This is a genomic window from Variovorax sp. PMC12 (genome assembly GCF_003019815.1).
GTDB lineage: Bacteria > Pseudomonadota > Gammaproteobacteria > Burkholderiales > Burkholderiaceae_C > Variovorax.
This window is the reverse complement of the sequence record NZ_CP027773.1, coordinates 5742136-5763420: the sequence shown is the minus strand read 5'-3', so window position 1 is coordinate 5763420 and position 21285 is coordinate 5742136. Positions and strand designations below refer to the sequence as shown.

At 65.5% G+C, this 21285-nt stretch carries 16 protein-coding genes; 9 read left to right on the top strand and 7 right to left on the bottom strand.

The window, feature by feature from the left end; genetic code table 11:
* Positions 1-4 precede the first annotated feature (4 nt).
* Positions 5-940, bottom strand: a complete 936-nt coding sequence (locus tag C4F17_RS27085) for a LysR family transcriptional regulator (protein WP_081271322.1) — start codon at positions 938-940, stop codon at positions 5-7.
* Positions 941-1048: 108 nt separating this feature from the next.
* Here C4F17_RS27085 and C4F17_RS27080 point away from each other — a divergent pair, with 108 nt between their 5' ends.
* From C4F17_RS27080 to C4F17_RS27045, 9 genes are all read left to right on the top strand, one after another.
* Positions 1049-1987: a dihydrodipicolinate synthase family protein gene (locus C4F17_RS27080; protein ID WP_007829002.1), complete on the top strand. Its 939-nt coding sequence runs from the start codon at positions 1049-1051 to the stop codon at positions 1985-1987.
* Positions 1988-2046: 59 nt separating this feature from the next.
* The gene (locus C4F17_RS27075) at positions 2047-3018 is read left to right on the top strand and encodes a Bug family tripartite tricarboxylate transporter substrate binding protein (RefSeq protein ID WP_106937313.1); all 972 of its coding nucleotides are present in this window, start codon (positions 2047-2049) and stop codon (positions 3016-3018) included.
* On the top strand, positions 3008-3715 hold the full coding sequence (locus C4F17_RS27070) for an SDR family NAD(P)-dependent oxidoreductase (protein ID WP_106937312.1): 708 nt from the start codon (positions 3008-3010) through the stop codon (positions 3713-3715). The genes C4F17_RS27075 and C4F17_RS27070 overlap by 11 nt, the downstream gene beginning before the upstream one ends.
* Before the next feature lie 35 nt (positions 3716-3750).
* A complete protein-coding gene (locus C4F17_RS27065) occupies positions 3751-4917 on the top strand; it encodes a mandelate racemase/muconate lactonizing enzyme family protein (RefSeq protein ID WP_106937311.1) in 1167 nt (388 codons plus the stop codon).
* A 288-nt stretch (positions 4918-5205) separates the two neighbouring features.
* On the top strand, positions 5206-6447 hold the full coding sequence (locus C4F17_RS27060) for a tyrosine-type recombinase/integrase (RefSeq protein WP_106937310.1): 1242 nt from the start codon (positions 5206-5208) through the stop codon (positions 6445-6447).
* Positions 6448-6590: 143 nt separating this feature from the next.
* On the top strand, positions 6591-7331 hold the full coding sequence (locus C4F17_RS32965; RefSeq protein ID WP_159053742.1) for a hypothetical protein: 741 nt from the start codon (positions 6591-6593) through the stop codon (positions 7329-7331).
* Positions 7328-8185, top strand: coding sequence for a DUF3037 domain-containing protein (locus C4F17_RS27055; protein WP_106937309.1), 858 nt, complete (start codon positions 7328-7330; stop codon positions 8183-8185). Before C4F17_RS32965 ends, C4F17_RS27055 begins: the two co-directional genes overlap by 4 nt.
* Positions 8186-8298: 113 nt before the next feature.
* Positions 8299-8805: a nucleoside 2-deoxyribosyltransferase gene (locus C4F17_RS27050; protein WP_234382424.1), complete on the top strand. Its 507-nt coding sequence runs from the start codon at positions 8299-8301 to the stop codon at positions 8803-8805.
* 34 nt (positions 8806-8839) lie between these two features.
* Complete coding sequence (locus C4F17_RS27045; RefSeq protein ID WP_159053741.1) at positions 8840-9565, top strand: SOS response-associated peptidase; 726 nt, start codon at positions 8840-8842, stop codon at positions 9563-9565.
* On the opposite strand, the gene C4F17_RS27040 is transcribed toward C4F17_RS27045, so the two are convergent.
* Genes C4F17_RS27040 through C4F17_RS33210 form a run of 6 tightly spaced genes read right to left on the bottom strand, consistent with a single transcriptional unit; the run spans position 9562 to position 21282 of the window.
* The gene (locus C4F17_RS27040; protein WP_159053740.1) at positions 9562-9930 is read right to left on the bottom strand and encodes a hypothetical protein; all 369 of its coding nucleotides are present in this window, start codon (positions 9928-9930) and stop codon (positions 9562-9564) included. The genes C4F17_RS27045 and C4F17_RS27040 overlap by 4 nt on opposite strands.
* A gap of 8 nt (positions 9931-9938) precedes the next feature.
* Positions 9939-10238, bottom strand: a complete 300-nt coding sequence (locus C4F17_RS27035) for a hypothetical protein (protein ID WP_106937305.1) — start codon at positions 10236-10238, stop codon at positions 9939-9941.
* Entirely contained in the window at positions 10235-10600 is a 366-nt protein-coding gene (locus C4F17_RS27030; protein WP_106937304.1) for a hypothetical protein, read from the bottom strand. Before C4F17_RS27030 ends, C4F17_RS27035 begins: the two co-directional genes overlap by 4 nt.
* Positions 10597-11133, bottom strand: a complete 537-nt coding sequence (locus C4F17_RS27025) for a lysozyme (RefSeq protein ID WP_106937303.1) — start codon at positions 11131-11133, stop codon at positions 10597-10599. Before C4F17_RS27025 ends, C4F17_RS27030 begins: the two co-directional genes overlap by 4 nt.
* Positions 11130-11444 carry a hypothetical protein gene (locus tag C4F17_RS27020; RefSeq protein ID WP_234382422.1) on the bottom strand — a complete coding sequence of 105 codons (315 nt, stop codon included), beginning with the start codon at positions 11442-11444 and terminating at the stop codon, positions 11130-11132. Before C4F17_RS27020 ends, C4F17_RS27025 begins: the two co-directional genes overlap by 4 nt.
* 40 nt (positions 11445-11484) lie before the next feature.
* Complete coding sequence (locus C4F17_RS33210) at positions 11485-21282, bottom strand: PLxRFG domain-containing protein (protein WP_106937302.1); 9798 nt, start codon at positions 21280-21282, stop codon at positions 11485-11487.
* Positions 21283-21285 lie beyond the last annotated feature (3 nt).

Sequence of the window (21285 nt, the reverse complement as noted above, 5' to 3'; positions counted from 1 at the left end):
GCGGTCAGGCGCCTGATGCGCCTTCGCTGACCAGCGCCCACAGCGCCTCGGCCACCGGCGCCATGTGTGCCTGCTGGCGGTACAGCCGGATGTCCACCGGCACGCGCCAGCTGCCCGCGCCGGCATCGGCCAGCGTGCCGCTGCGCAGGTCGTCGGCCACCAGGCTCATCGGCAGCCACGCGAGGCCGCGGCCTTCGAGCGCCATGGTGCGCAGCAGCGCGGCATGGTGGGCCGTGAAGACGATCGACAGCGACGCGGCGAAGTCCTTGCCGAACTCGCTGTCCTGCATGGCCCGCATGATCCGGCCCAGCCCCGAAGCATCGCTGTAGGCCAGCACCGAAGGCGACTGGCCTGCGCCCAGCGCGTGCAGCGGCGCGCCGTTCGCACCGGGCGCGCTCACGGGCAACAGCACGTCTTCGCTCAGTCGTTGAACCGGGTAGCCGGTATCGTCGAGCCGCCCCGGCGCGCCCGCGTGCCCATGGCACAGCACGAACTGCACGCGGCGCTGCAGCATCAGGTCTTCGCAGGCATACGAGCTGTCGGAGATGGTCTGGATGGGCCCCATGCTCAGGCGCGACTCCACGCCGGCGAGCCAGCGCGGAAAGAAGGTGAGCGACAGCACGTGCGTGGCGGCAAAGCTCAGGCTGGCCGCGTCCAGGTCGTGCGCGGCGCGGGCCTTGATGCGGGCGGCCTCCAGATCGGCCAGCACCTCCCGCAGCAGCGGCTGGAAGCGCTTGCCCGCCGCCGTGAGCGCCGTGGGGTGCGCGCTGCGGTCGAACAGGTCGACGCCCACCCACTCTTCCAGTGAACGGATGTGGCGGCTGAACGCCGGCTGCGCGATGGAGCGCGCCTGCGCGGCACGCGAGAAATTGCCGGACTCGGCCAGGGCCAGGAAATCTTCCAGCCATTCCAGGTCGAGCGGTCGGTTGCCAGGGCCCATGCGCAGCGCGGTTGAATAGTTGTATGCGATTCGAGTATTGGACGGCCCGCCCTCCGCCGGCAAAAGATGCACCCATTCCTGCACCTTGAACCACAACGGAGACACTGCATGCCTTCCATCGCGAATTATCGCGGGATCATCCCCGCCATTTCCTGCCCCTTCACGGCCGACCACCGCATCGACGAACCGGCGCTGCGCAAGCTGGCCTCGTGGCTCGCCGGCCATGACGGCGTGGTGGCGATCATGACCAACGGCCACACCGGCGAGGTGTTCTCGCTCACGCCTTCGGAGCGCGCCGAGGTCACGCGCATCGTGGCCGACGAACTGCGCGGCCGCATGCCGGTGATCTCGTCGATCGTGTGCGAAGGCCTGGCCGAGGCCGCCGAGCACGCCCGCGCCGCGCAGGCCGCCGGCGCGGTGGCGCTGGACGTGATGCCGCCGCACCACTGGCTGCGCTTCGGCTTCACGCCCGGGCATGCGCTGCAGTACTTCGAGGCCATCCACCGCGCCGCGCCGGAGCTGGACCTGGTCTGCCACGTGTATCCGGCATGGACGCGCGCCTCTTACTCGTCGCAGCTGCTGGCCGAACTGGCCCGCCTGCCCTACCTGCAGGCCTTCAAGGTGGGCCAGCGCGACATGAACAAGTACGCCCGCGACATCCAGGCGATCCGCGAAGCCGATGCTTCGAAGGCCATCCTGACCTGCCACGACGAATACCTGCTCGCATCGATGGTGCAGGGCGTGGACGGCGCGCTGGTCGGCTTCGCGACCTTCATTCCGCAATTGATCATCGACCTGTGGAACGCGGTGAAGGCCGGCGACCTGAAGAAGGCGATGGCGGTGCAGGCGCTCATCACGCCGCTTAAAGACGCGGTGTACGGCGGCGGCGAACCGACCGGCGAGGCGCATGCGCGCATGAAGGGCGGCATGTTCCTGGCGGGCGTGCTCGACAACGCCACCGTGCGCCCGCCGACCGAAGCGCCGAACGCGCGCGAGATGGATGCGCTGCGCGCGGCCGTCGAGCAGGCCGGGCTGTCGAAGCGCTGAGCCCACGGCGCCGCGGCATCCGCGATGCCCCGACGAAGAACCACAAGGAGACAAGAGACATGCAACGCAACCATTTCCTGCGGGCCACGCTGGCCGCCCTCGCGCTGGCCGCGGCGTCCACCGCCGGCCTCGCCCAGACCTGGCCGAGCCGCCCGGTGCGCGTGGTGATTCCGTTCCCGCCGGGCGGCACGCTGGACACCATCGGCCGCCTGCTGGCGCAGAAGCTCGGCGAGCAGACGGGCCAGACCTTCATCGTGGAGAACCGCGCCGGCGGCAACGGCATCATCGGCGCCGACGTGGTGTCGAAGGCACCGGCCGACGGCTACACGCTGCTGTTCAACGCATCGACCTTCACCACCGCGCCGATGACGATGAAGGCCGTGCCCTACGAGGTGACGCGCGACTTCACGCCGGTGGCGCTGGTGGCCAAGGCGCCGCTGTCGGTGGCGGTCAACAAGAACCTGCCGGTGACGGACGTGAAGTCGCTCATCGCGTACGCCAAGGCGCACCCCGGCAAGATGACCTTCGCGGTGGGCTCCATCGGATCGGCCGGCCACCTGTCGACCGAGCTGCTCAAGCGCGCGGGCGGCGGGCTCGACTACCTGATCGTGCCGTACAAGGGCACGGCGCCCGCCTTCCAGGACCTGATCGGCGGGCAGATCGACGGTTTCATCGACCCCATCCTCGGTTCGCTGCAGTACCACAAGAGCGGCATGGTGAAGGTGATTGCCGTGACCTCGGCCACGCGCGCCACCAGCCTGCCGAACGTGCCCACGGTGGGCGAGAGCATTCCGGGCTACGAGTTCTACAGCTGGTACGGCCTGTGGGGGCCGGCGAAGCTGCCCGCGGCCATCACGCAGCGGCTGAACGCCGAGGTCAACAAGGCACTGGGCACCGACATGCGCGAGACGCTGGGTGCGCAGGGCCTGCTGCTGACGCCGGGCAGCGTCGAGGAGTTCGCGAAGTTCCAGGCCGAGGACATGGCGCGCTCGAAGAAGATCATCGTCGAGGGCAACATCCATGTCGAATGAAGCCGCGACAGCGCCGCATGCGGTGGTGACGGGCAGCAGCGGCGGCATCGGCCGGGCCATCGCGTCGCATCTGCTGGAGGCGGGCTGGCGCGTGAGCGGGCTCGACCTCGCCGGGCCGACGCTGTCTCACGGGCGCTTCGCGCACGTGGCCGTCGACCTGAGCGATGCCGATGCCATCGCGCGTGCGGCCTCTGCGCTCCAGGACGCCGATGCGCTGGTGCATGCGGCCGGCGTGCTGCGTGTCGGAGAGCTGGGCGCGCTCGACCACGCGGGCGGCGAACTGATGTGGCGGCTGCACGTGGATGCGGCCACGCGGCTGGCCGATGCGCTGGTGCCCGCGATGGCAGCGCGCGGCAAGGGCCGCGTCGTGTTCGTCGGCAGCCGCGTCGCGCAGGGGCTGCCCGGCCGCGGCCAGTACGCGGCGACCAAGGCCGCGCTGATCGCGCTGGCGCGCAGCTGGGCGGCGGAGGTCGCTGCGCAGGGCGTGACCGTCAACGTGGTGTCGCCCGGCGCGACGCAGACCTCGATGCTGCAGGACCCGGCACGCGCGGGCAGCGCGCCGCGCATGCCGCCCATCGGCCGGCTGATCCAGCCGGAGGAAATCGCGGCGCTCGTGGGCTTTCTTCTTTCGCCGCCGGCGGCGGCCATCACGGGGCAGGACGTCGCCATCTGCGGCGGTTCGTCGCTGCACCGCTGAATCTCCTTTCCTTTTTCCATCCACCCAGACCGATCATGAAAATCGTCAACATCCTCGAGTCCACGCGTCCCATCAAGTCGGACATCCGCAACGCCTACATCGACTTCTCGAAGATGACCCTGAGCCTGGTGGCCGTGGTCACCGACGTGATCCGCGACGGCAAGCCGGTCATCGGCTATGGCTTCAATTCGAACGGCCGCTACGGCCAGGGCGGGCTGATCCGCGAGCGCTTCCTGCCGCGCCTGCTCGAGGCCGAGCCCGCGTCGCTGCTCGACGAGACGGGCGAGAACCTCGATCCGCACAAGATCTGGGCCCGCATGATGATCAACGAGAAGCCCGGCGGCCACGGCGAGCGCTCGGTGGCGGTGGGCACCATCGACATGGCCGTGTGGGACGCCACCGCCAAGATCGCGGGCAAGCCGCTCTACCAGCTGCTGGCCGAGCGCTACGGCACCGGCAAGCCGGACCCGCGCGTGTTCGTCTACGCGGCGGGCGGCTACTACTACCCCGGCAAGGGCGTGGAAGGCCTGCAGCGCGAGATGACCAGCTACCTGGAGCGCGGCTACTCGGTGGTGAAGATGAAGATCGGCGGCGCCACGCTGGCCGAAGACTGCGAGCGCATCGAGTCGGTGCTGAAGATCCTCGGCCCCGGCCAGCAACTGGCGGTGGACGCCAACGGCCGCTTCGACCTGAAGACCGCCGTCGACTACGGCCGCGCGCTGTCGCAGTACCCGCTGTTCTGGTACGAGGAAGCCGGCGACCCGCTCGACTACGAGCTGCAGGCCAAGCTCGGCGAGGTGTATGCCGGCCCGATGGCCACGGGCGAGAACCTGTTCTCGATGCAGGACGCGCGCAACCTGATCCGCCACGGCGGCATGCGGCCCGACCGCGACTGGCTGCAGTTCGACTGCGCGCTCAGCTACGGCCTGGTGGAGTACCTGCGCACGCTCGACATGCTGAAGGAGAACGGCTGGTCGGCATCGCGCTGCATTCCGCACGGCGGCCACCAGATGTCGCTGGCCATCGCGGCGGGCCTGGGCCTGGGCGGCAACGAGAGCTACCCCGACCTGTTTCAGCCCTACGGCGGCTTCCCCGATGGCGTGAAGGTCGACAACGGCTACGTCACGCTGCCGCCGCTGCCGGGCATCGGTTTCGAGGGCAAGGCCGACCTGATCGCGGAAATGCGGGCGCTGGCCGCATAGGCCCCGCGGGCGCGAGGGCGCCGGGTTTGCGCGATATGCTGTGAGGGATGCACCGCAAAAACCCAAGGACCTGTTTCGAAAGCAACAAGTTGCAAGCCCCATGAAGATAGCCACCTGGAATTTCAATTGGTGATTCTCAATGTGTCAGGCTGCTTCACTGCCTCGCCTAAGTAGTTGATTTTTCAGGAAGTTGTGATTCCAGTTACTCCCTAATGTGTCACACTGGCGCATGAATGCTGGGTAGCTAGGCGGGTAGCCAGCGCTCTAGCTACCCAACTGGACGCCTCGATGGCAAAAGTCAGCCACCTCCTTTCCGACCTTCAAATCAAACGCTGGATTGCCAAGGGCGAGCCGGTCGCCAAGTCCGACGGTGACGGGCTGACCTTCACGCTTTCAAAAGCAGGCACCGCCGCCTGGGTGCTCCGATATAGGGAAGAAGGGGGCCGGCGCAAGGAGCTGAGCATCGGGAACTATCCCGACGTGGCACTGGCCGCTGCGCGCGAGAAGGCCCGCGCCTTGCGCGCAGCTATCGATCAGGGCGCCGACCCCGCCACCGAAAAGCAGGAGCGCAAGAGCCGCGCGGCCTCGGCCTGGACCATTGCCGACCTGGTGGCGGATTACCGTGAGAAGGTGCTGCTCCCCAGCGTTTATGCCGACGGCACCATCATGTATCGAAACGCGGACATCGATCAGGTCGTCCTCCCGAAGCTGCGCGCTCGCCGGGTGGATAAGGTCACGAGCATCGACATCGTGCAGCTGCTCAAGGACAGCAAGCGCACCTGGACCATGACCAAAAGGGTGCTCACCACCGCGTCAAAGCTCTTCGATCACGCCTGCGGCCTCACGATCATTCCGGCGAACCCATGCACCGGCATCAAGCTGAATGCGCTCAAGGGGCCGCGCCCGTCGGCGCGCAAGCGCGTGATGCTCCAGCGCGATGAACTGGTGACCCTGCTGTCCGGTATCGACTTCATCGGGCGCGAGAACGCTCTGGCGTTTCGCATCCTGCTGGTCACATGCGTGCGCGGCGTTGAGCTGGTGAAGGCCAAAAAAGTGGACGTGGATCTCGAAGCTGGCACCTGGTGGGTGCCCGACGAGTCCGTGAAAACGCGCAGCGGGTTCCTAGTGCCGCTGCCAACTGTGGTCGGGGATTGGTTCCGGGAGTTGATGGCACTATCAGGCGACTCGCAATGGGTCGTGCCTGCGCGCCGGATCGATCGGGTGCGCCGGCTCGGCGATGTGCCGGTGGGGCGCACCACACTCTGGGCCGCCTTCAATCGCGCCTTTGTGCGAGGCGACATCGACATCCGACGCTTTACCCCCCATGACACCCGAAGCACGGCGAAGGGGCATCTGCGCAATCTTGGCGTGTCGCGAGAAATTTCAGAGATCGCGCTCAACCACACCCTGAAAGGCATGGAGGCCATCTACGACGTTCGAGAGGAAATACCTGAGCGACGAGCTGCTCTCGCCCTCTGGGCCGATTTCGTCGTTGCATGCGAAGCAGGGAAGAATGGCGCGCCGCAGTAGCTACGGCACAGGGGAAATCCTCCCAATGGGTTGTGCATCCCTGTAAGAGAATGTTCCAACACTGGTTCGTTGCCCCCTGCACCGCCAGCCCGCCGTTCTTCTCGCACTGCCGCAAAAAATTGAACTCCACTTACATCCCAAGCATGTACCCGCACATCGTTTCGCTGCGACCAGCGAATGGCGGCGTCAATAATCTTGGATTTGGCAAAGATACCCAAAATCAAGAATATTTGTTAAAGGCGGGCGCGCAAGTTTGCATTGCGGAGTTTGTCGGGGCTGCTCTTTGTGAAGCAGTGGGAATAGAGCACTGCCAGCCTAAAGTTGTGACAATGACCAATTTGGATGGAGCCAAAGTGCATGTATTTGGCTCAGTGCTCGAACCAAGTTTGCTCAACTTCAACATGCGGGATATCGCGGAATGGCAAACAGTTTTGGCAATGATGCCGAGAAGCCCGTTCTTTACCAAAGTGCTCGCTGTTGACTTATCGCTCGGCAATGATGACCGCCATCAAGACAATTGGCTTGTGAGGGCACCATCAAAAGATTCATTTCAACACGAAATGCTTGCGATGGATTTTTCGAATTCGTGGCCGGTTTGCATACCCCCGCACCATCCCCGCAAACACCCGGCGCCGAATACGTGGAGATTTGTCCGACTTTGGAGCATCCTGGGAATTACGTTTGATCACGAGCATTTTCGCTCGATTTGTGCGAAAATCTCGTCTCTTGACTCCGCATGGATAGCGGGTGTTCTTACCCCACTTGTTGGCATTTGGCTTACACACTCTGACCAGCAGCAAATCATAGACTGGTGGAATTCCAAGTGGCAGGCGCATCTGATTGATGTGATTAATGCTCTTGAAACTGATGGAGATTGGCAATGACCGAGGTCTATCACTACGTCGTTCTTCGCCTCGCACCGGATTTTCTCCGCGGAGAGGCGTTAAATGTTGGCATCGTTTTGTTCCCGATGGACAAACGGAAAGTTCCGAGCGTCATTATGATGGCGGCACTTAATAAATTGCGCGCCGTCGATGCGACTTGGGATGCAGAGCGTCTGCGTAAATGGGCAAAGAATATTGAAACGATATTACGCACCGAAATCAATCCGCAGCAAGCAGTGAATTCGCTCGGAAGTTTTGGCTTTTGCGACCCAAAAGCAATCGGCATGTTTACAGCCGATTCAGCGACGGAAGTAACGCAAAAAGTTGCTGAAATCAAAATAACATACGTTTCAAACAAAACTAGCACTGATCGCCAAAAGAGAGAAAAGAAAACTCGATTACAAACCGCCCTTCGTGACCAATTCAAGAAGATGCAGGTTCTTGGCGACGCTGTAGACGATATCGCGGAGCACCTAGTAGTTGCAAACGTTCCCGTTCCAGATTACCCAGAATTAAAGACTGATTTTTTGTACAAGAATGGGGTCTATCGAGTAACCCAAACTATTGATTATCGAGTTGCGCCGGATTCATTGCACAATAAACTTTCGGAAGCGTGCGTCAAAAGCACTGCCGCAGAGCTTGCACTTAAATCGTACGGCGACGACACGCTTCGATTGGCTGTTCTCGATATCCCGGATGAATTTCGCGATGCTGCGGATAATCACGTAGATTTATTGTTATCACAGGGATTTGAAGTCTTTGACTTCAACGATCAGCAACAAATGCTGCGATTTTATGAACTTGGTGCTCCGCCACCAAAGGGGTTGGCGCTGGATCTGCCACCGCATACATAGAGCACGAACCACGCTTTGACACCGCTTCGCTCCCTCCCGGACTGGAGCGCTACAGTGCTTAAAGTTGGCGTGAATTTTCGGAGAGGATCGATATGGCTCCAGGTGCCCCGCGCGTGTACCTTGCAGGACCCGACGTGTTCCGACGTGATGCCGCCGCACGCTTCGCGCTGCTCACCGAAGCCTGCGACAGGCTAGGGCTGCAGGCGCTGACTCCCTCGGATGGGCTCATGCCTGCTTGGTTCACTCTCGATGAAATCGCGCGGGGCATTTGCAAGGAAAACATGGAGCTGATCCGGCAGTCGCGAGGGGTCATCGCAAACTTGGCGCCATTTCGCGGCCTGGAACCCGATTCGGGGACTGTCTTCGAAGTGGGTGTCGCCGTGGCGATGGGTCTGCCGGTGATTGCGTACGGAGTGCCGGCTGGAGCCTATGCGGATCGCGTCGGCGACGCTCTTGAACTCACACGCGCTGAAGATGGCACGCTGCGCGACCCGGAGGGGTGCATCGTGGAAGACCTAGGCCTGCCCCTGAACCTGATGATTTCCTGCTCCGTTCGAATTGCAGCGTCGGCAGATGACGCCATCAAAGAAATGGCCGCGCTGCTGGACCAGCGAAGCTAGCCAATCAGGTCCGCCTGCCCATATCCTTCAGGACATGTGCAGCAACTACGAAGCCGTGACTCGCGCCGACAGGCTGCTGTCCTTCTTCGGCGTAGTGCGCGAGGGCGACGAAAAGCCTGTGATCGCATGGCCGACCGGCATGGCGCCGTTCATCAGGCTGGCGGAAGATGGCTCGGGCAATCGACGCGTGGACGATGGTGCTTTCGGTCTGGTGCCAGCGTTCGCGAAGGAGCTGGCGTACGGACGCCGGACCTACAACGCGAAGTCGGAAACCGTCTCGAAGCTGCCGAGCTTTCGCAATGCCTGGCGCCGTGGGCAGCGTTGCATCGTGCCCGCCGAAGGCATCTTCGAACCCTACTACGAGACAGCTGATGCGAAGCCGGTCCGCTGGCGAATCCAGCAGCCTGGCGAGGTGCCGTTTGCCATCGCCGGCATCTGGGAGAAGTGGGTGGATACTGAGACTGGCGAAGATGTGTTCAGCTTCGCGATGCTGACGGTGAACGCTGATGGGCACCCGGTGATGTCGCGCTTTCACAAATGGGGGGAAGAAAAGCGCATGGTCATCATCCTCGACCACGACCAGCAAGACGAGTGGCTCACCTGCCCTGTGCAGCAAGCGCCCAAGTTCTTCCGGCGGTGGATGGGCCAGATGGAGACGTTCCCAGCACCGTTGCCGCCTCGCGCGAAAAAGGCAACGACGCCTTCTCCCCCGCTGGCAGTCGAGCCACCTGACGGACCTGAAAAACCCGAGCTGTTCTAGCTGCGAAGGCCGGCGGTAGGAACGTCCGACAGAGCACGGACCGGCAATCCGATGAGGGGGGAGGCGGCTACCGCGTCCTGCTTGGCGGCCTGCCCCTTCTGGAAGGGCATCCAGGTGCAGAACGCCTCCGCCGGGCGGTCGCCGGTCAGCTCTTCGTGCACGAGTCGCACGCTTGTTCGGCTATGGCTTGCGCCATTGGCGTCGAACACGGCAAGGTTCACCATGGTTTCGCTCCAGACGTGAGCAATGATGGCCGCGAGAGGCGCGTCACACTTAGGGGACGCGAAGCCAGCCTCACCTGTCAGCAGTGAAGGAAAGAACCAGACGACGCGACCCACGGTGGGATTGATGAGGGGTTGGGACATGAAGACTTTCACTGCATGCCGGCGTCCGGCCGGCGCGGTTTGATGGGCGTGCGGCAGTTCTCCAGGGCTGTGAGCAGCTCGCCCTCATAGCCCTCGCGCCGCTCCAGCTCGGCTAGTGCCGCGCGTACGAAGTCGTCCACGGTGACGCCGAGACGCAGCGCTTCGGTTGGCATAGCCGGCCGCGCCGGCACCGGTTCCTTGCACTCCACTGGAACGGCGACATTCACCTGCTGCAGCTCCACACGCGCCCGCGGCGCGGTGCAGCCGGCTACAAACACGACGGCCGCAAGAAGGCATAGGCGCTTCATGGCGTTGCCCTCGCCTTCAACCAGCCGTCGATACGCGCCTGTGCGCTCGCGCAAACGTTGCCCGGTACCGCCGGCGGCGCGCTCAGGATCTGGTCGGCGCGCTGCTTGTGCTGGTCGGAGCGACCGGCCGCTGCCGTGCGCGCAGCCGACGCCTCGCGGCCTCGCTGGTCGGCCAAGGTGCGCAGGTCATCGAGCGCATCGCTGCAGGCGCTCGCGGCCGCGCGCGCGCCGTCGCGTTGTTCTGTTGCCTGACCGGCATTCGCAACCGCGGCCACTGTGTCGTCACGCTGGCCGAGGTACAGCCACCCCAGCAGGCCGTTGCAGGCCAGGCTGACGACAAGGGCGATCAGCACCGGGTTCACGGCTGCGCGCCCCAGTTCAGGCACAGTTCTTCGGTGGTGCCGCGACGGTCTAACAGGCCTGGCAGCTGGACCAACTGGCCCTTGACGCGGCCGCTCACCCAGCGGGAAAGCTCGTCGCAGCCGCCCGCGATGTCTCCGCGGTTGAACTTCGCACGCAGCGTGGAATTCAGCGTCTTCTCGTTGGCGCCCAGGTTGTAGAACCAATCGATGAGTGCGGCCTGCTGCCACTTGTTGAGCCGGTCGAAGTTGTTGATGTAGCGCCGCGCGGCCGCCTCGGCGATGGCAAGGTGCTTGCGCTCCAACACATCGCACTCGGCCCGCGTGTACAGCTTGCCGGACACGACCTCGGCGCCGGTGACACCGCGGCAGACGGTGGGCACGCCTCCGGTGTCCTTGTAGACACGGTGGTACGTGACGCCATCGCGCACCACTGTCGGGCCATCGCCCTCGTACCAGTCTCGCAGCACTCCGGCGATGGCGAGCGCGCCTGCGCCGCCGGCCAGGATCAAGCGATTTCGCAGCGTCGCGTTCACTTGAACACGCCCTTGAATGCCGCCCACAAGCTCAATGCGGCGGCGCCCAAGCCCAGAATCGCCGCGACCGGCTTGGCGAGCTTGCCCAAGCCTTCCAGTGCCTTAAAGCCATTGGCGGCGAGCGCGAACAGGCTGATGACCTCGCGCGTGTTCGATTCCACGCGTTCGGTGGCTTCGGTGTTGGCCTTCAGACTCTGCTCGATGCGCGCCATGCGGGCGTCGCCGGCATCCAGCCGCGCGTGGATCGCAGCGATTTCCTCGCTGTGCGTACCGGGCGCGGCCGGCGAATCGGGTTGGTTGCCTGTTGACATGGACCGCTACTCTGAGCGGCCTACGTAACTTTGCGAAACCCTACAAGGGGTTCACGGCCAGTTCTGCACGGGTGCGCGCCAGGTCCTCACGCATCTGCGAGCGCATGGCCTTCGGCGCCGTGTCGGCGATGCGTTGGTCCTTGGACTTCGACATTTCGCGGACGCGCTTCATGATGTCCGGCACCCGGACGACCATCAGTTGATCGGGATTCTTCGCGTTCCAGTCCGCGATGGCGGCCCTGGCCGCCTGCACCTTGTCGTCGTCCTTCTCGAAGATGCCGGCCGCCCACTGCGCGCGGATCTCCTGCGCCCGCAGGTTGTAGAAGCCCTTCGCGCGCTGGTTCAAGCTGTTCGCCTCCTGGATTGTCGCCACGCTCTGCGGCTGGAAGCCAATGGCCTTCAGCGCCGCTTCCATGTGGCTGGTGTCCAGCACCTTGTAGCCCTTCGCGTCGCGGTACATGCCGGTCGCAGCCATGTCAGCGCCCTTGGCGGCGTTGCGCACCGCGGCGGGCGACATCTCCAGCAAGCCGGCACCGATGTCTCCCGTAAGCACGTTGCGTCCACCGGACAGGATTCGGCTCGCGAAGTCGCCGGCAGGCCCCGCGATCTCCAGCACGTCGCGCGTGTGGCTGGTCTTCTCCTGCAGCAGGCCGGTGCCGGGGATCAGGTTGCCCATGCCCAGGCGGCCGGACACATCGAGCGGTGCTCCGGGCAAGCCGCTGATGCCCTTGTCCAAGAAGTCGGCGATGCCCTTGGGCAGCATTGCCTCCAGCACCTCCTGCCGCGCCTTCTTCGCCGAGAAGTTGTAGCCGAGCATCTGTGCCAGCGCATCGGCCACATCGTCCAGGTCTTCCGCGAACGGCAGTCCGCCGGCGCCGCCCATCACCATGAGCATGCCCAGAGCCAGCAGCGCAGCTTTCTTGCCCTCGGGGCCGCCCTGCGTGTACATGCGGTGCAGCAGCTCCAGATAGGCCACGCTGTACGTCTTGAACGTCATCAGCGTGCCGCCGACCGCGCCGCGCGCCCAGCTCATCTTGTTGGCCTTGCTGTAGAGGAACTGGGTTTCGGTCACGGCCTGCTTCGCGAAGCCCGCCGGATCTTCCGCGCCGCGCTCGCGCGCCATGCGGTACGCGGCGATGAAGGTGATGCGCCGATTGACCTGCTCGGCCGCGCCGAAGACCTTGCCCCACGCCAGCGACAGGCGCGACAGCGCGTTCTGGCCGACGGCGCGTGCATCGCCGAGCCGCGTACCATCGCCCGACCGCAGCGAGCCAGAGCCGCGCGCCTGCGCCATCAGCTGGTGCACCTCTTGCGGGCTGACCGTGCCATCGTCTTCCGCATCCTTCAGCGCCATTGCCAAGTCGGCTTCGTAGCTGAAGCCCTTCGTCGCCATCTGCTTCGCGGCGGTGGCCAGCGCGCCGGCAGCCTTGCGGGCGCCGCCGAACTGACTGAGCCACGGAAAGGTCACGGCGGCCGGCTGCGTCATGTTCACGAACGCCGAAGCGATGGAGCCACCCAGATACTGCGCGAACAGCAGCCCGCGCACGGCCTGCGCTTCCTCTTGTGGGTTCTTCACGTACTCGGCAAGGCGCACCGCCACGTCCTTCAGCTCGCCCTGCTCCTTCGGGATGTTGTTGACCGCATCGCCAAGATCGCCCATGTGCAGGCCCGCGGCGGTCTGGCGCGAGTTGGAGTAGATGAACGACGCCAGCACGCGGCCCACGTCCTCGCTGAAGCCAGCGATGCCCTGCCGATGGATCAGGCGCCGCATGGCGCTGCGGTTGGTCTTGGTCAGGCGCAGGTACTCCTGGAAGGCGTGGTCCTGCGCGCTGTCGCCCGTCGAGTCGAGGCCCAGCATGTTGCCGAACACCTCCAGGCTCTCCGGCGTCACGCCGGCGAAGAGCTTGAAAGCCTCGTTCGACAGCGTGCCCTGGCTCACCGCGGCATCGCCGAACTCGGTGCGCATCTTGGCCGCCATCACGTTGGCCTCGCGCGCCGTCTCAAACAGGCCGAAATACTGACGCTCGCCATCAGCCACCACATCCACGGTGTACTGCCCGAAGCGCGACAGCGGCGCATACCCGCGACCCTGCAGCTCCGCCACCTTGTCGGCGCGGTCGATGATGCCGTTTGCCGCGTTGAGCAGTTGCGTGGCGCGGTCGGGCTGCTCGTTTGACAGGTCGATCAGGTGGTCACGGATCATGACAGCGGCAGCCTGCGCATCCGCCGCGTCCATCACCTGATCCTTGATCGCCTTCACGTCGTCGCCGCCGAAGCGCAGCATGTCGGCTCGGGCCATCGTGTCCAGGCTGCGGTCGGTCGCGGCACGGAACTCCTTGTAGAGCCCGATCTGCTGATCCGTTAGGCCGAACATGCTCTGCAGCTCGCTGTCCGACCACACCACGCCGGGTTGCAGCATTCGCGACTCGTAGCGCGACGTGATCTCCTTTTCGTAGGACTCCAGGGGCATGCCCTTCCACGCCTTGAGCATGTTGGCATCGATCTGGTTGTTGCGCAGGAGGCGCTGCGCCTTCTGGTCCACCGTCATCGCGGCTGCTGCATCGACCAGGCTCTGCACCGGCACGGCCTTGCCCGACTCGTCGCGCGCCCAAGACAGCGTGCCCTCGAACACCGGGCGCGCCAGCGCCTTGTTGTCGGCCGCGGTGATGGGCGACTTCGTGATGTCGCGCCACGCCTCCAACTTCGGAAGCAGCCGCGGCGCCAGCTCAGACGCATCGGTGGCGAAGTGGCTCACGTCGTCCACAAAGCCCTGGGCCGCCTCGAACACCGGCTTGAACGCCGGCGCGCGCTCGGCGAGGTTGTACATCGTGCCAATGGTCTTGTGCCACCAGGAAATCTTGCCCGGCGCCGAGAACGTTTTGTTCAGCTCGGCGGTGGCAGTCCGCGCATATTCCGACATCTTCGAGCGGCTGAACATGGCTTCGGGCTCGGAGGCCTCCGCCACGTCGCGACTGAATGCCGCGCCGCGCACGCCACCGCCGCCGTTCGGACCGCCCTGCTCCACGAAGCGCCGTGCCGGCAGGATGTAGTTCCGGATGATCTCGTCGTCGGACAGCCGCAGGTTGCGGAAACCGGGCACTTTCTCGCGCAACCAGGTGCGGATCGCTGCGACGGCGCGGCGCACAAAGTGCACTTCGGGCGTGTCCTGCGCCATCTCGGCCAGCACTTCTTCTGCGGCCGCTCGGCGGTCCAGCTTGTTGACGCCGCGCAACCCGTATTCCTTGACCTTCGCGTCAACGTCGGCGCGGCGCATTGTGGCGACCTGGTTCAGGATGCCGTTCAAGTCCTTCCCAAACACTCCGCGCAGACCGTGATGGCCGAGCGCCTCGTGGAAGAGCACCCGGGCAGCGTCCGCCGGCGTCGCTAGGCGCGATGCCATCAGGTAGACCTTCCCGCGGTAGTAGAAGCCCTCCGGCGCGCCGCGGGCGCCGCCGCTACGCTGCTTCAGGTCGGCGCGCCGCGCGGCCTCCGGAATGACCGGATCGCCCATGTCGAACGCCACCACCACCTCAGGGCCATTGGCCCAGGCATTGCGGATCGCATCCGTGGTGCGCTCCACCGACTGCACCGCCTGCATGCGCGCGGCCGGGCTGAATGCCGAGCTGGTGCGAGACTTCGGGCGGCTGTACGCTGGCATCGGCTCGGGCGCTGCCTGTCGCGCTTCACGCCCCTGCACGAACTGGCGGGCCGGCAGCAGGTAGCCCTGCACGATGTCCGCATCCGTCAGTGCAAGCTGGCCGAAGCCAGGCACATTGACGCGCAACCAGTTCCGGATGGCTGCGATGGCGCGCTCCACCAAACCCAGCGTCGGCTCCGTCTGTGCCATCTCCGCCAGCACTTCCTCGGCCGCATTGAGGCGCTGCGCGACATTGTCAAAGTCGAGGCCGTACTGCTCGGCCTTGGCGCGTACGTCGGCCTCGCGCAAAGTCGCCACCTGCTGCAGCACCGGATCCAGCGCCTTGCCGAAGACACCCCGCAGACCGTAGTGGCCCAGGGACTCGTGCAGCAGCACACGCGCCACGTCCTCCTGCGACGACAGCTGGCCGGCGACGACGTAGGCTTTGCCGCCGAAGAAGAAGCCCTCGGGCTCACCCTCGGCGCCCTGTGACTTTTGCTCGGCGTCGTGCTCGCGCACGCGCTGCGGCACGGCTGGGTCCTGCATGCTCTGCACCACGACCACCTCGGGGCCGTTCGCCCAGGCGCTGCGGATGGCGTCGGTAGTGCGCTTCGCGTCGGCAACCGACATGCCCGCGCCGCCGCCGTTGCTGAAGGCTGGGTTATTCGCGCGGCGGTAGCCACCCAGCTGCTTCTCCGTTAAAATCTTTTGGCGCCCTCGAAGCGCAGCCTGTCCGGGGAATTGGCCCCCGGCGCGCTGCCAAACTTCGGGGGCGTTTTTCGTATCCACGTACAGAAGCTGCCCGCTGGTCGCCAGGTAGCCCGGCGACGGCAGGCCGCCGGTGGTCTTTGCATAGGCCGTCACCAACAGCTGGAACGGCTCGGAGTGACCGCGGCGTGCAGGTGTCGGGTTCGGCTCCACCACCAGCATTACCGGGTAGCCAGCGATGGTCTCGGGCGCGATCACGATCAGGCGATCCGATTTGCCGCCATCGCGATACACAGCAGCTGGGCTCTCCAGCCAATCCGGCACCTTCTTCCACGCCGCCGCCGTCATCTCGGGGTGCGTGGTCATGCTCTCGCGCAGGTGCGACTCGTTGAGCATCATCGGCACCTTCGGGTAGCCCAGCAGGCCCATCACGTCCGAGGAATCGAGGATGCGCGTGCCCGTGGCAGCGTGGCCGCCGGCAAACAGCGCATCGATGCGCGCTTCGAATGCGCCGCGCGTGTTGTTCGAGCGGCTGAACAGCGCCACGTTTCCGTCGTCGCCCTCTCGCGTCTGGATGATGCCCACGAGCTTGTCGAGCGCCTGGTTGATCGCCACGCGCTCGGCGCCGTGCGGAAAGGGGCGCTTGACCCCCCAGGGCGTCAAGATGCCGGCGTTCTCCGGACCGTAGTTCAGGAACGGACTTGTGCCACCACGCTCCGCGATCTTGTCCTCCACGTAGCCCTGGAAGGCTCGCGCGGCCATCTCGTGCGGCGTGGTCCAGTAGTCCTGCCCGCGGCCCTGGTCCAGCTCGCGCGCATCCATGGCGAAACTGGTTGGCACAGCGCGTGTCTTCTCGGTGCTCTCCTGCGCGTCGGCCAGCATCTTCAGGCGCTGGCTGTAGCGCTGCATGTCGCCGCGCAGAGCATCCAGTGTGCCTTTCTGATCTGCGCTGAACCCAGCCTGGCCGCGCACAGCCTTCAGGATGCCGCTCATCTTCTCCAGCACGTCATTGGTCCAGCGGAAGCCGGACAAACGCGCGGCGGCCTTGGGGTTCTTCGACTGCACTCGCAGTTCCAGCGCCTCGCCGTTGACGATCTGTTGGGCCAGCGTGTCGAACTCTGCCAACTGCTCGGCCGTGGCCGGCTTGTTGTTGCGCTTGAAGTAGTCGGGCAGCTTCTCCGAGAGGTTTTTCCGAATGCTCGCCAGCCGGTCCTCGACCTCGTTGCGCGACGTCGCGACGAACTTGTCCGCCCTGGCCGTGTCTTCGGTGTACTGCTCGGCCTTCCGCGTGATGGTGTTCATCAGGTCGCGGTAGGCATCCTGGACCTCTGCGCGCATGCCCGAGCGCTCCCCGCGCGTGCCACCGCTGGCCGCATTGCGCTCGAAGTCACTGTTCACCTCGAGCGAGCGTGTGCCATCCTTGCCCGTCACCCACTCGGTGGGCGCCTTGCCATCCTGTCGCCCGAAGTAGTGGTCCATGGCATGGAACCATTCGTGTGCCAGGGAGCCAGCGCCGTTCATCTTCGTCAGGTTGATGACGGCCTTTTCAGGTTCGTAGTGGGCGCGCGCGCCGCTCAAGCCACTGCCTCGGGCGCCGAACGCCAAGGCAAGTTCACCGTCGAGGCTGATGGCCCGAGGTGGGATGCCCATGACATCGGCCAGGTCCAGCAGGCCGTCGTATGCATCGTTCAGCAACTGCTGGCGGTCGGCCTGGTTGTTCCAGTTGCCGAACTCCACGCCGCGGAAGCCGAAGGTGTCGCCGAAGTCGCCATCCTTCACGTCGCCCGTGCGGCGCTCTGCTCCGACACGCTGCTCGCTTGCGGGGCGCGGCAGGTCCGCTTCTCCGAACGTGGTGTTGGTCTCGATGATCGCTGGAGCGTTCTCGGACATGTATCGCAGAGCATCCTCGCGCGTGTCGAAGGACTGTTCAACCACCTTCACGCGCTTGCGGTCGGTCACGTCACGCCAGATCTCGAACTTACCGTCTCGGGTGTACGTCACGCGGTGCTTCAGAGTGACGGCTGCCAACGGAATCGCGGCCTCCGCGTCCTCGCGGGTCGCGTAGGTATCGCGACCGACCTGCCGAGGCTGCTTCATAAAGTCGAGCGAGCGCGTATCGCGGATGACCCAGCGCCCGTCTTCGCCGGCATTGCGGCTCTTCGCAATCTGCGATACCTCGAAACGGCGAGCCCATGCCGGACGGTCATCTTTCGGCGCGGCCGCGGAACGCGCGCCGGTCTTCTCCGCGCGATCCTTACGAGCGCCGCCGATCTTCTCGCCGAAGTCCACGATCTTGCCGCTGTCCGGCGCGGCCACTGCGGAGGCGGGTGCGGGTGCCGTAGCCGGTGCCTTCGCCTCCTGCGGCTCCGCCTGGGCGGCCGGCGCACGCTCGCCCGCGGCTGCAACTCGCGGAAGCGCGGCGATGCGTGCCGCTGGACCGACCTTCAGTTCACGCTCGCTGGGCTGCGTGCTGTGCGTACGCTCCCGCTCGCCTGGGATAGCCTCGAACTTTGCCGGACCGACCTTGCGCGCGGCGCGCACCGTGACTGACCAGTTGCCCTCCTGGTCGGCGGGCTTGTATCTGATGACCTGATCGAAGCCTTCGCCGTAGCTGCGTACCACGTTGCCGGGCGTGAAGTAGGAAACCCTGGCTTCCTCCGCCTCGCGGGCGATGCGGTCGGCCTTCAGTTCGCGCTTGGGCTTCGGATCCTTGGCCGCTGCCATCTTCGCAAGCACACCGCGCGGCTGCTTCTTCGCGGTCGCAGGTGGACCCGCCGGTGCTGCCGGTGCTGCCGGTGCTGCCGGTGCTGCCGGTGCTGCCGGTGCGTCGGCGACAGGCTGAAGTGTGTTCCCTTCCTTCAGCCACGTCTTGAACTCGGCCATGTCCATCGCGCGCACAGGCCCGACCTTCCAGCCGGCATCGAAGTTCGAGCGATACGCCTGTTCGGCCGCTGCCTGGCTATCGAAGCCGAGCATCACCTTGTGCTCATCGAACCCACCGGACTGCTGATCAAGTTGGTCCACCACAAATACCCGCTGGGCGTCTGGGTTCGGACCGATGTACGCATCCACCTGCTCGCCGTCGGCCCCCTCCGTGCGACGGATGTAGCCATAGTGGTCGCTCATGCTGTGACGCCACTCCGTTCCATCGGGGCGCGTGCCGGTACGGTCCGAGCCGCGCGGGTTCTCCACTGTGATGTCCAGACCTTGCACCCGAACGTGGCCCTTGACGTAGTTGCCGGCCTCCTTCTGCGCCTGCGTGGGCGCGGGCAGATCGTTCTGCGGGCTCGTGGCTGCCGCATGCGCCGCCGCGTCCAGGTCCGTGGATTCGCCGGTGGCCGCAGTACCGCCATTGAGCGGCTTCAGCAACTGGCGCGGGACGGCCGGCTGTTCGCCGAACAGGTATTCCTCGGCACTGTCCTTGTCGGCCTGCTGTGGCCACGCGAGAGCTGCCTCGAACTGCCGTGCATTGAACTCGTCGCCGCGCGCCCGTGCCTCGTCCATGGCGTTCTGCACCAGCCAGCGATCTACTGCCTTCAGTGTTGTGCCAGCCTTGCGGTCGGTGTCCACTGCCACCTTGGGGAATGGGGTGGTATCGCGGCCCGACGCGGTGCGCACGACCTCGCCGGAAGCCATCTTGCCGCGCACCTCGCCCTGCCGAGCCGGCTGCATGGCCTGAGTGAGCTTGCGCTGCACATCGACGTTGAGGTTCTCCCATTGCGCCCGCGGCACGTTTTTGCGCAGCACGAGCTTCAGATCGGTCTGAGAGGCCAAGGCCCGGCGCTCGGCCTCGGGCATGCGCGTCCAGCGCTCACCGGCGGCGGCGAGATCTGCGACCGCTGGAGCTGCCGACGGCGCGGCCTGGTCGGCGGCCTCGCGCCGAAGCGAAATTTCCTCGCGCACACGACGCTTCACCTCGGGGTTCTGCGCGCCCTTGAGCTGCGCAGTGAGCTGTTCGTCCGACCAGGAAGCGAGTCCCGGCGTGTTTTCGGGGCTGTCGATCACTCCGTCCGCACTCACGGCCGGCGTTGCCTGCGCGGGCTGCGATACCTGCGCGGCCTGGGTGAGCGTGCCGCCCTTGGGCTGCGTTTTCCCCGTCGCCGGCGCGGCAGCCTCTTGCATCGCAGTCATCTGATCGGCGGCGCCGTTGTCCACGGCGTGCGCAGCGGCGGCGCTCAGAGGCCCGGCCGCCGGATCCAACCCCATCTTCTGCGAGGGCGACTGGCTCTCCGGGACCGGGGTGACATCGACAACATCGCCGGCTTCGATGCGCTGACGGCGCGCGATGCGATCAGCGAGGCTCTGCTGCGCTTCAGCATTGCGGTCCGCGCCAGTTTCGGCGTTGCCTGCCCCATCCACGTTGATGACCGGAGGCGCAAGCGCGCGCGGTGCCTCGGGCACGAACTCGGGCGTGGCCGCCACTGGCGTGATGTCGGCGAACTCCCCATTGCGCGAACGCTGCAGCTCCGCATTGCGGTCCTGCGTGGTGCGTGCCACGCCGTCCTCTCCAACGATGATGGCCGGCGGAGGCAATGCCACCGGGTCTGCGGCTGGGCCGGCAGGAGCACCTGGCAGAGCTTCAGCACCCGGCACGTCTACCCGGCGGCGGAGCGCAGCGCCAGCGCCACCCAACCCACCACCCACGGCGCCCAGCGCCGCCGAGTCCACGTAGTCACGGATAGCGTCCTCGTTCGTCAGATCCTGCTGCGCACCCCAGCGCTCGATACCAGTCTGCACGCCTTCCGTAAGACCTTCGCGCGCCATGCTGGCAGGCACAGTGCGCACCGCGCGCGCCGCGATGTTCGAAGCGGACGATCCCCCATGCGCCAAGCCCTTGAACATGAGTGCGTCGGCGGCGGTGTCCACGGCCGCTGCCCCAACCGCTGCACCAGCGACACGCGCCAGGTCGCCGCCGGTCAGGGTTCTGCCATCGTGCTGCGCCTGCTCGACCGCCTCGGGGTAGATAGAGCCGGCTTCCTGCACGACGTTGCTGCCGCCCATCGCGGCACCGGCGCCGATCTGCGCGCCACGCCGCGCCGCGAGTTGCGCCGCTTCCTCGCCCACCGCCTTCGCGATGCCGCGCTGCGCGATCTTCTTACCGACGAAGCCGCCCACACCGCCAGTGCCCAGCGCGGTCAGCGCTTGCCCGCCCACGTAGCCGGCGCCGTACTTGAGGAACTCAGTCGGATCGGCCTCGCCCTTCAGCACGTTGGAGAACGAATCACTATCTCTCGACAGGTCCTTGATCTGCTCCGTCTGCCGGTTGTAGATGTCCATGCCGTAGTTGCGCACGGCATCCGAGCCCACTGCATCACCGACCAAGCCGATGGTGCCGCCGATGGTCTGTGGAATCTGGCGCATCGCGGTCTTGAAACCGCGCGCGAGCGAGCCGTCATCGTTCGGCGGCTTGATCTGGCCGCGCTCCCAATCCGTGGGAGCACTGTCCGCCGGCGGCGTGATGGAACCCTTATCCCAGTCGATCTTTTCAGCCATTTT

Bases quoted from the DNA above. Each gene is read 5' to 3' on its own strand.
- C4F17_RS27085 (WP_081271322.1), bottom strand. From the start codon at position 940: ATGGGCCCTGGCAACCGACCGCTCGACCTGGAATGGCTGGAAGATTTC.
- C4F17_RS27020 (WP_234382422.1), bottom strand. From the start codon at position 11,444: ATGTCAACAGGCAACCAACCCGATTCGCCGGCCGCGCCCGGTACGCAC.
- C4F17_RS27080 (WP_007829002.1), top strand. From the start codon at position 1,049: ATGCCTTCCATCGCGAATTATCGCGGGATCATCCCCGCCATTTCCTGC.
- C4F17_RS27035 (WP_106937305.1), bottom strand. From the start codon at position 10,238: ATGAAGCGCCTATGCCTTCTTGCGGCCGTCGTGTTTGTAGCCGGCTGC.
- C4F17_RS33210 (WP_106937302.1), bottom strand. From the start codon at position 21,282: ATGGCTGAAAAGATCGACTGGGATAAGGGTTCCATCACGCCGCCGGCG.
- C4F17_RS27060 (WP_106937310.1), top strand. From the start codon at position 5,206: ATGGCAAAAGTCAGCCACCTCCTTTCCGACCTTCAAATCAAACGCTGG.
- C4F17_RS27065 (WP_106937311.1), top strand. From the start codon at position 3,751: ATGAAAATCGTCAACATCCTCGAGTCCACGCGTCCCATCAAGTCGGAC.
- C4F17_RS27040 (WP_159053740.1), bottom strand. From the start codon at position 9,930: ATGTCCCAACCCCTCATCAATCCCACCGTGGGTCGCGTCGTCTGGTTC.
- C4F17_RS27055 (WP_106937309.1), top strand. From the start codon at position 7,328: ATGACCGAGGTCTATCACTACGTCGTTCTTCGCCTCGCACCGGATTTT.
- C4F17_RS32965 (WP_159053742.1), top strand. From the start codon at position 6,591: ATGTACCCGCACATCGTTTCGCTGCGACCAGCGAATGGCGGCGTCAAT.
- C4F17_RS27045 (WP_159053741.1), top strand. From the start codon at position 8,840: ATGTGCAGCAACTACGAAGCCGTGACTCGCGCCGACAGGCTGCTGTCC.
- C4F17_RS27075 (WP_106937313.1), top strand. From the start codon at position 2,047: ATGCAACGCAACCATTTCCTGCGGGCCACGCTGGCCGCCCTCGCGCTG.
- C4F17_RS27070 (WP_106937312.1), top strand. From the start codon at position 3,008: ATGTCGAATGAAGCCGCGACAGCGCCGCATGCGGTGGTGACGGGCAGC.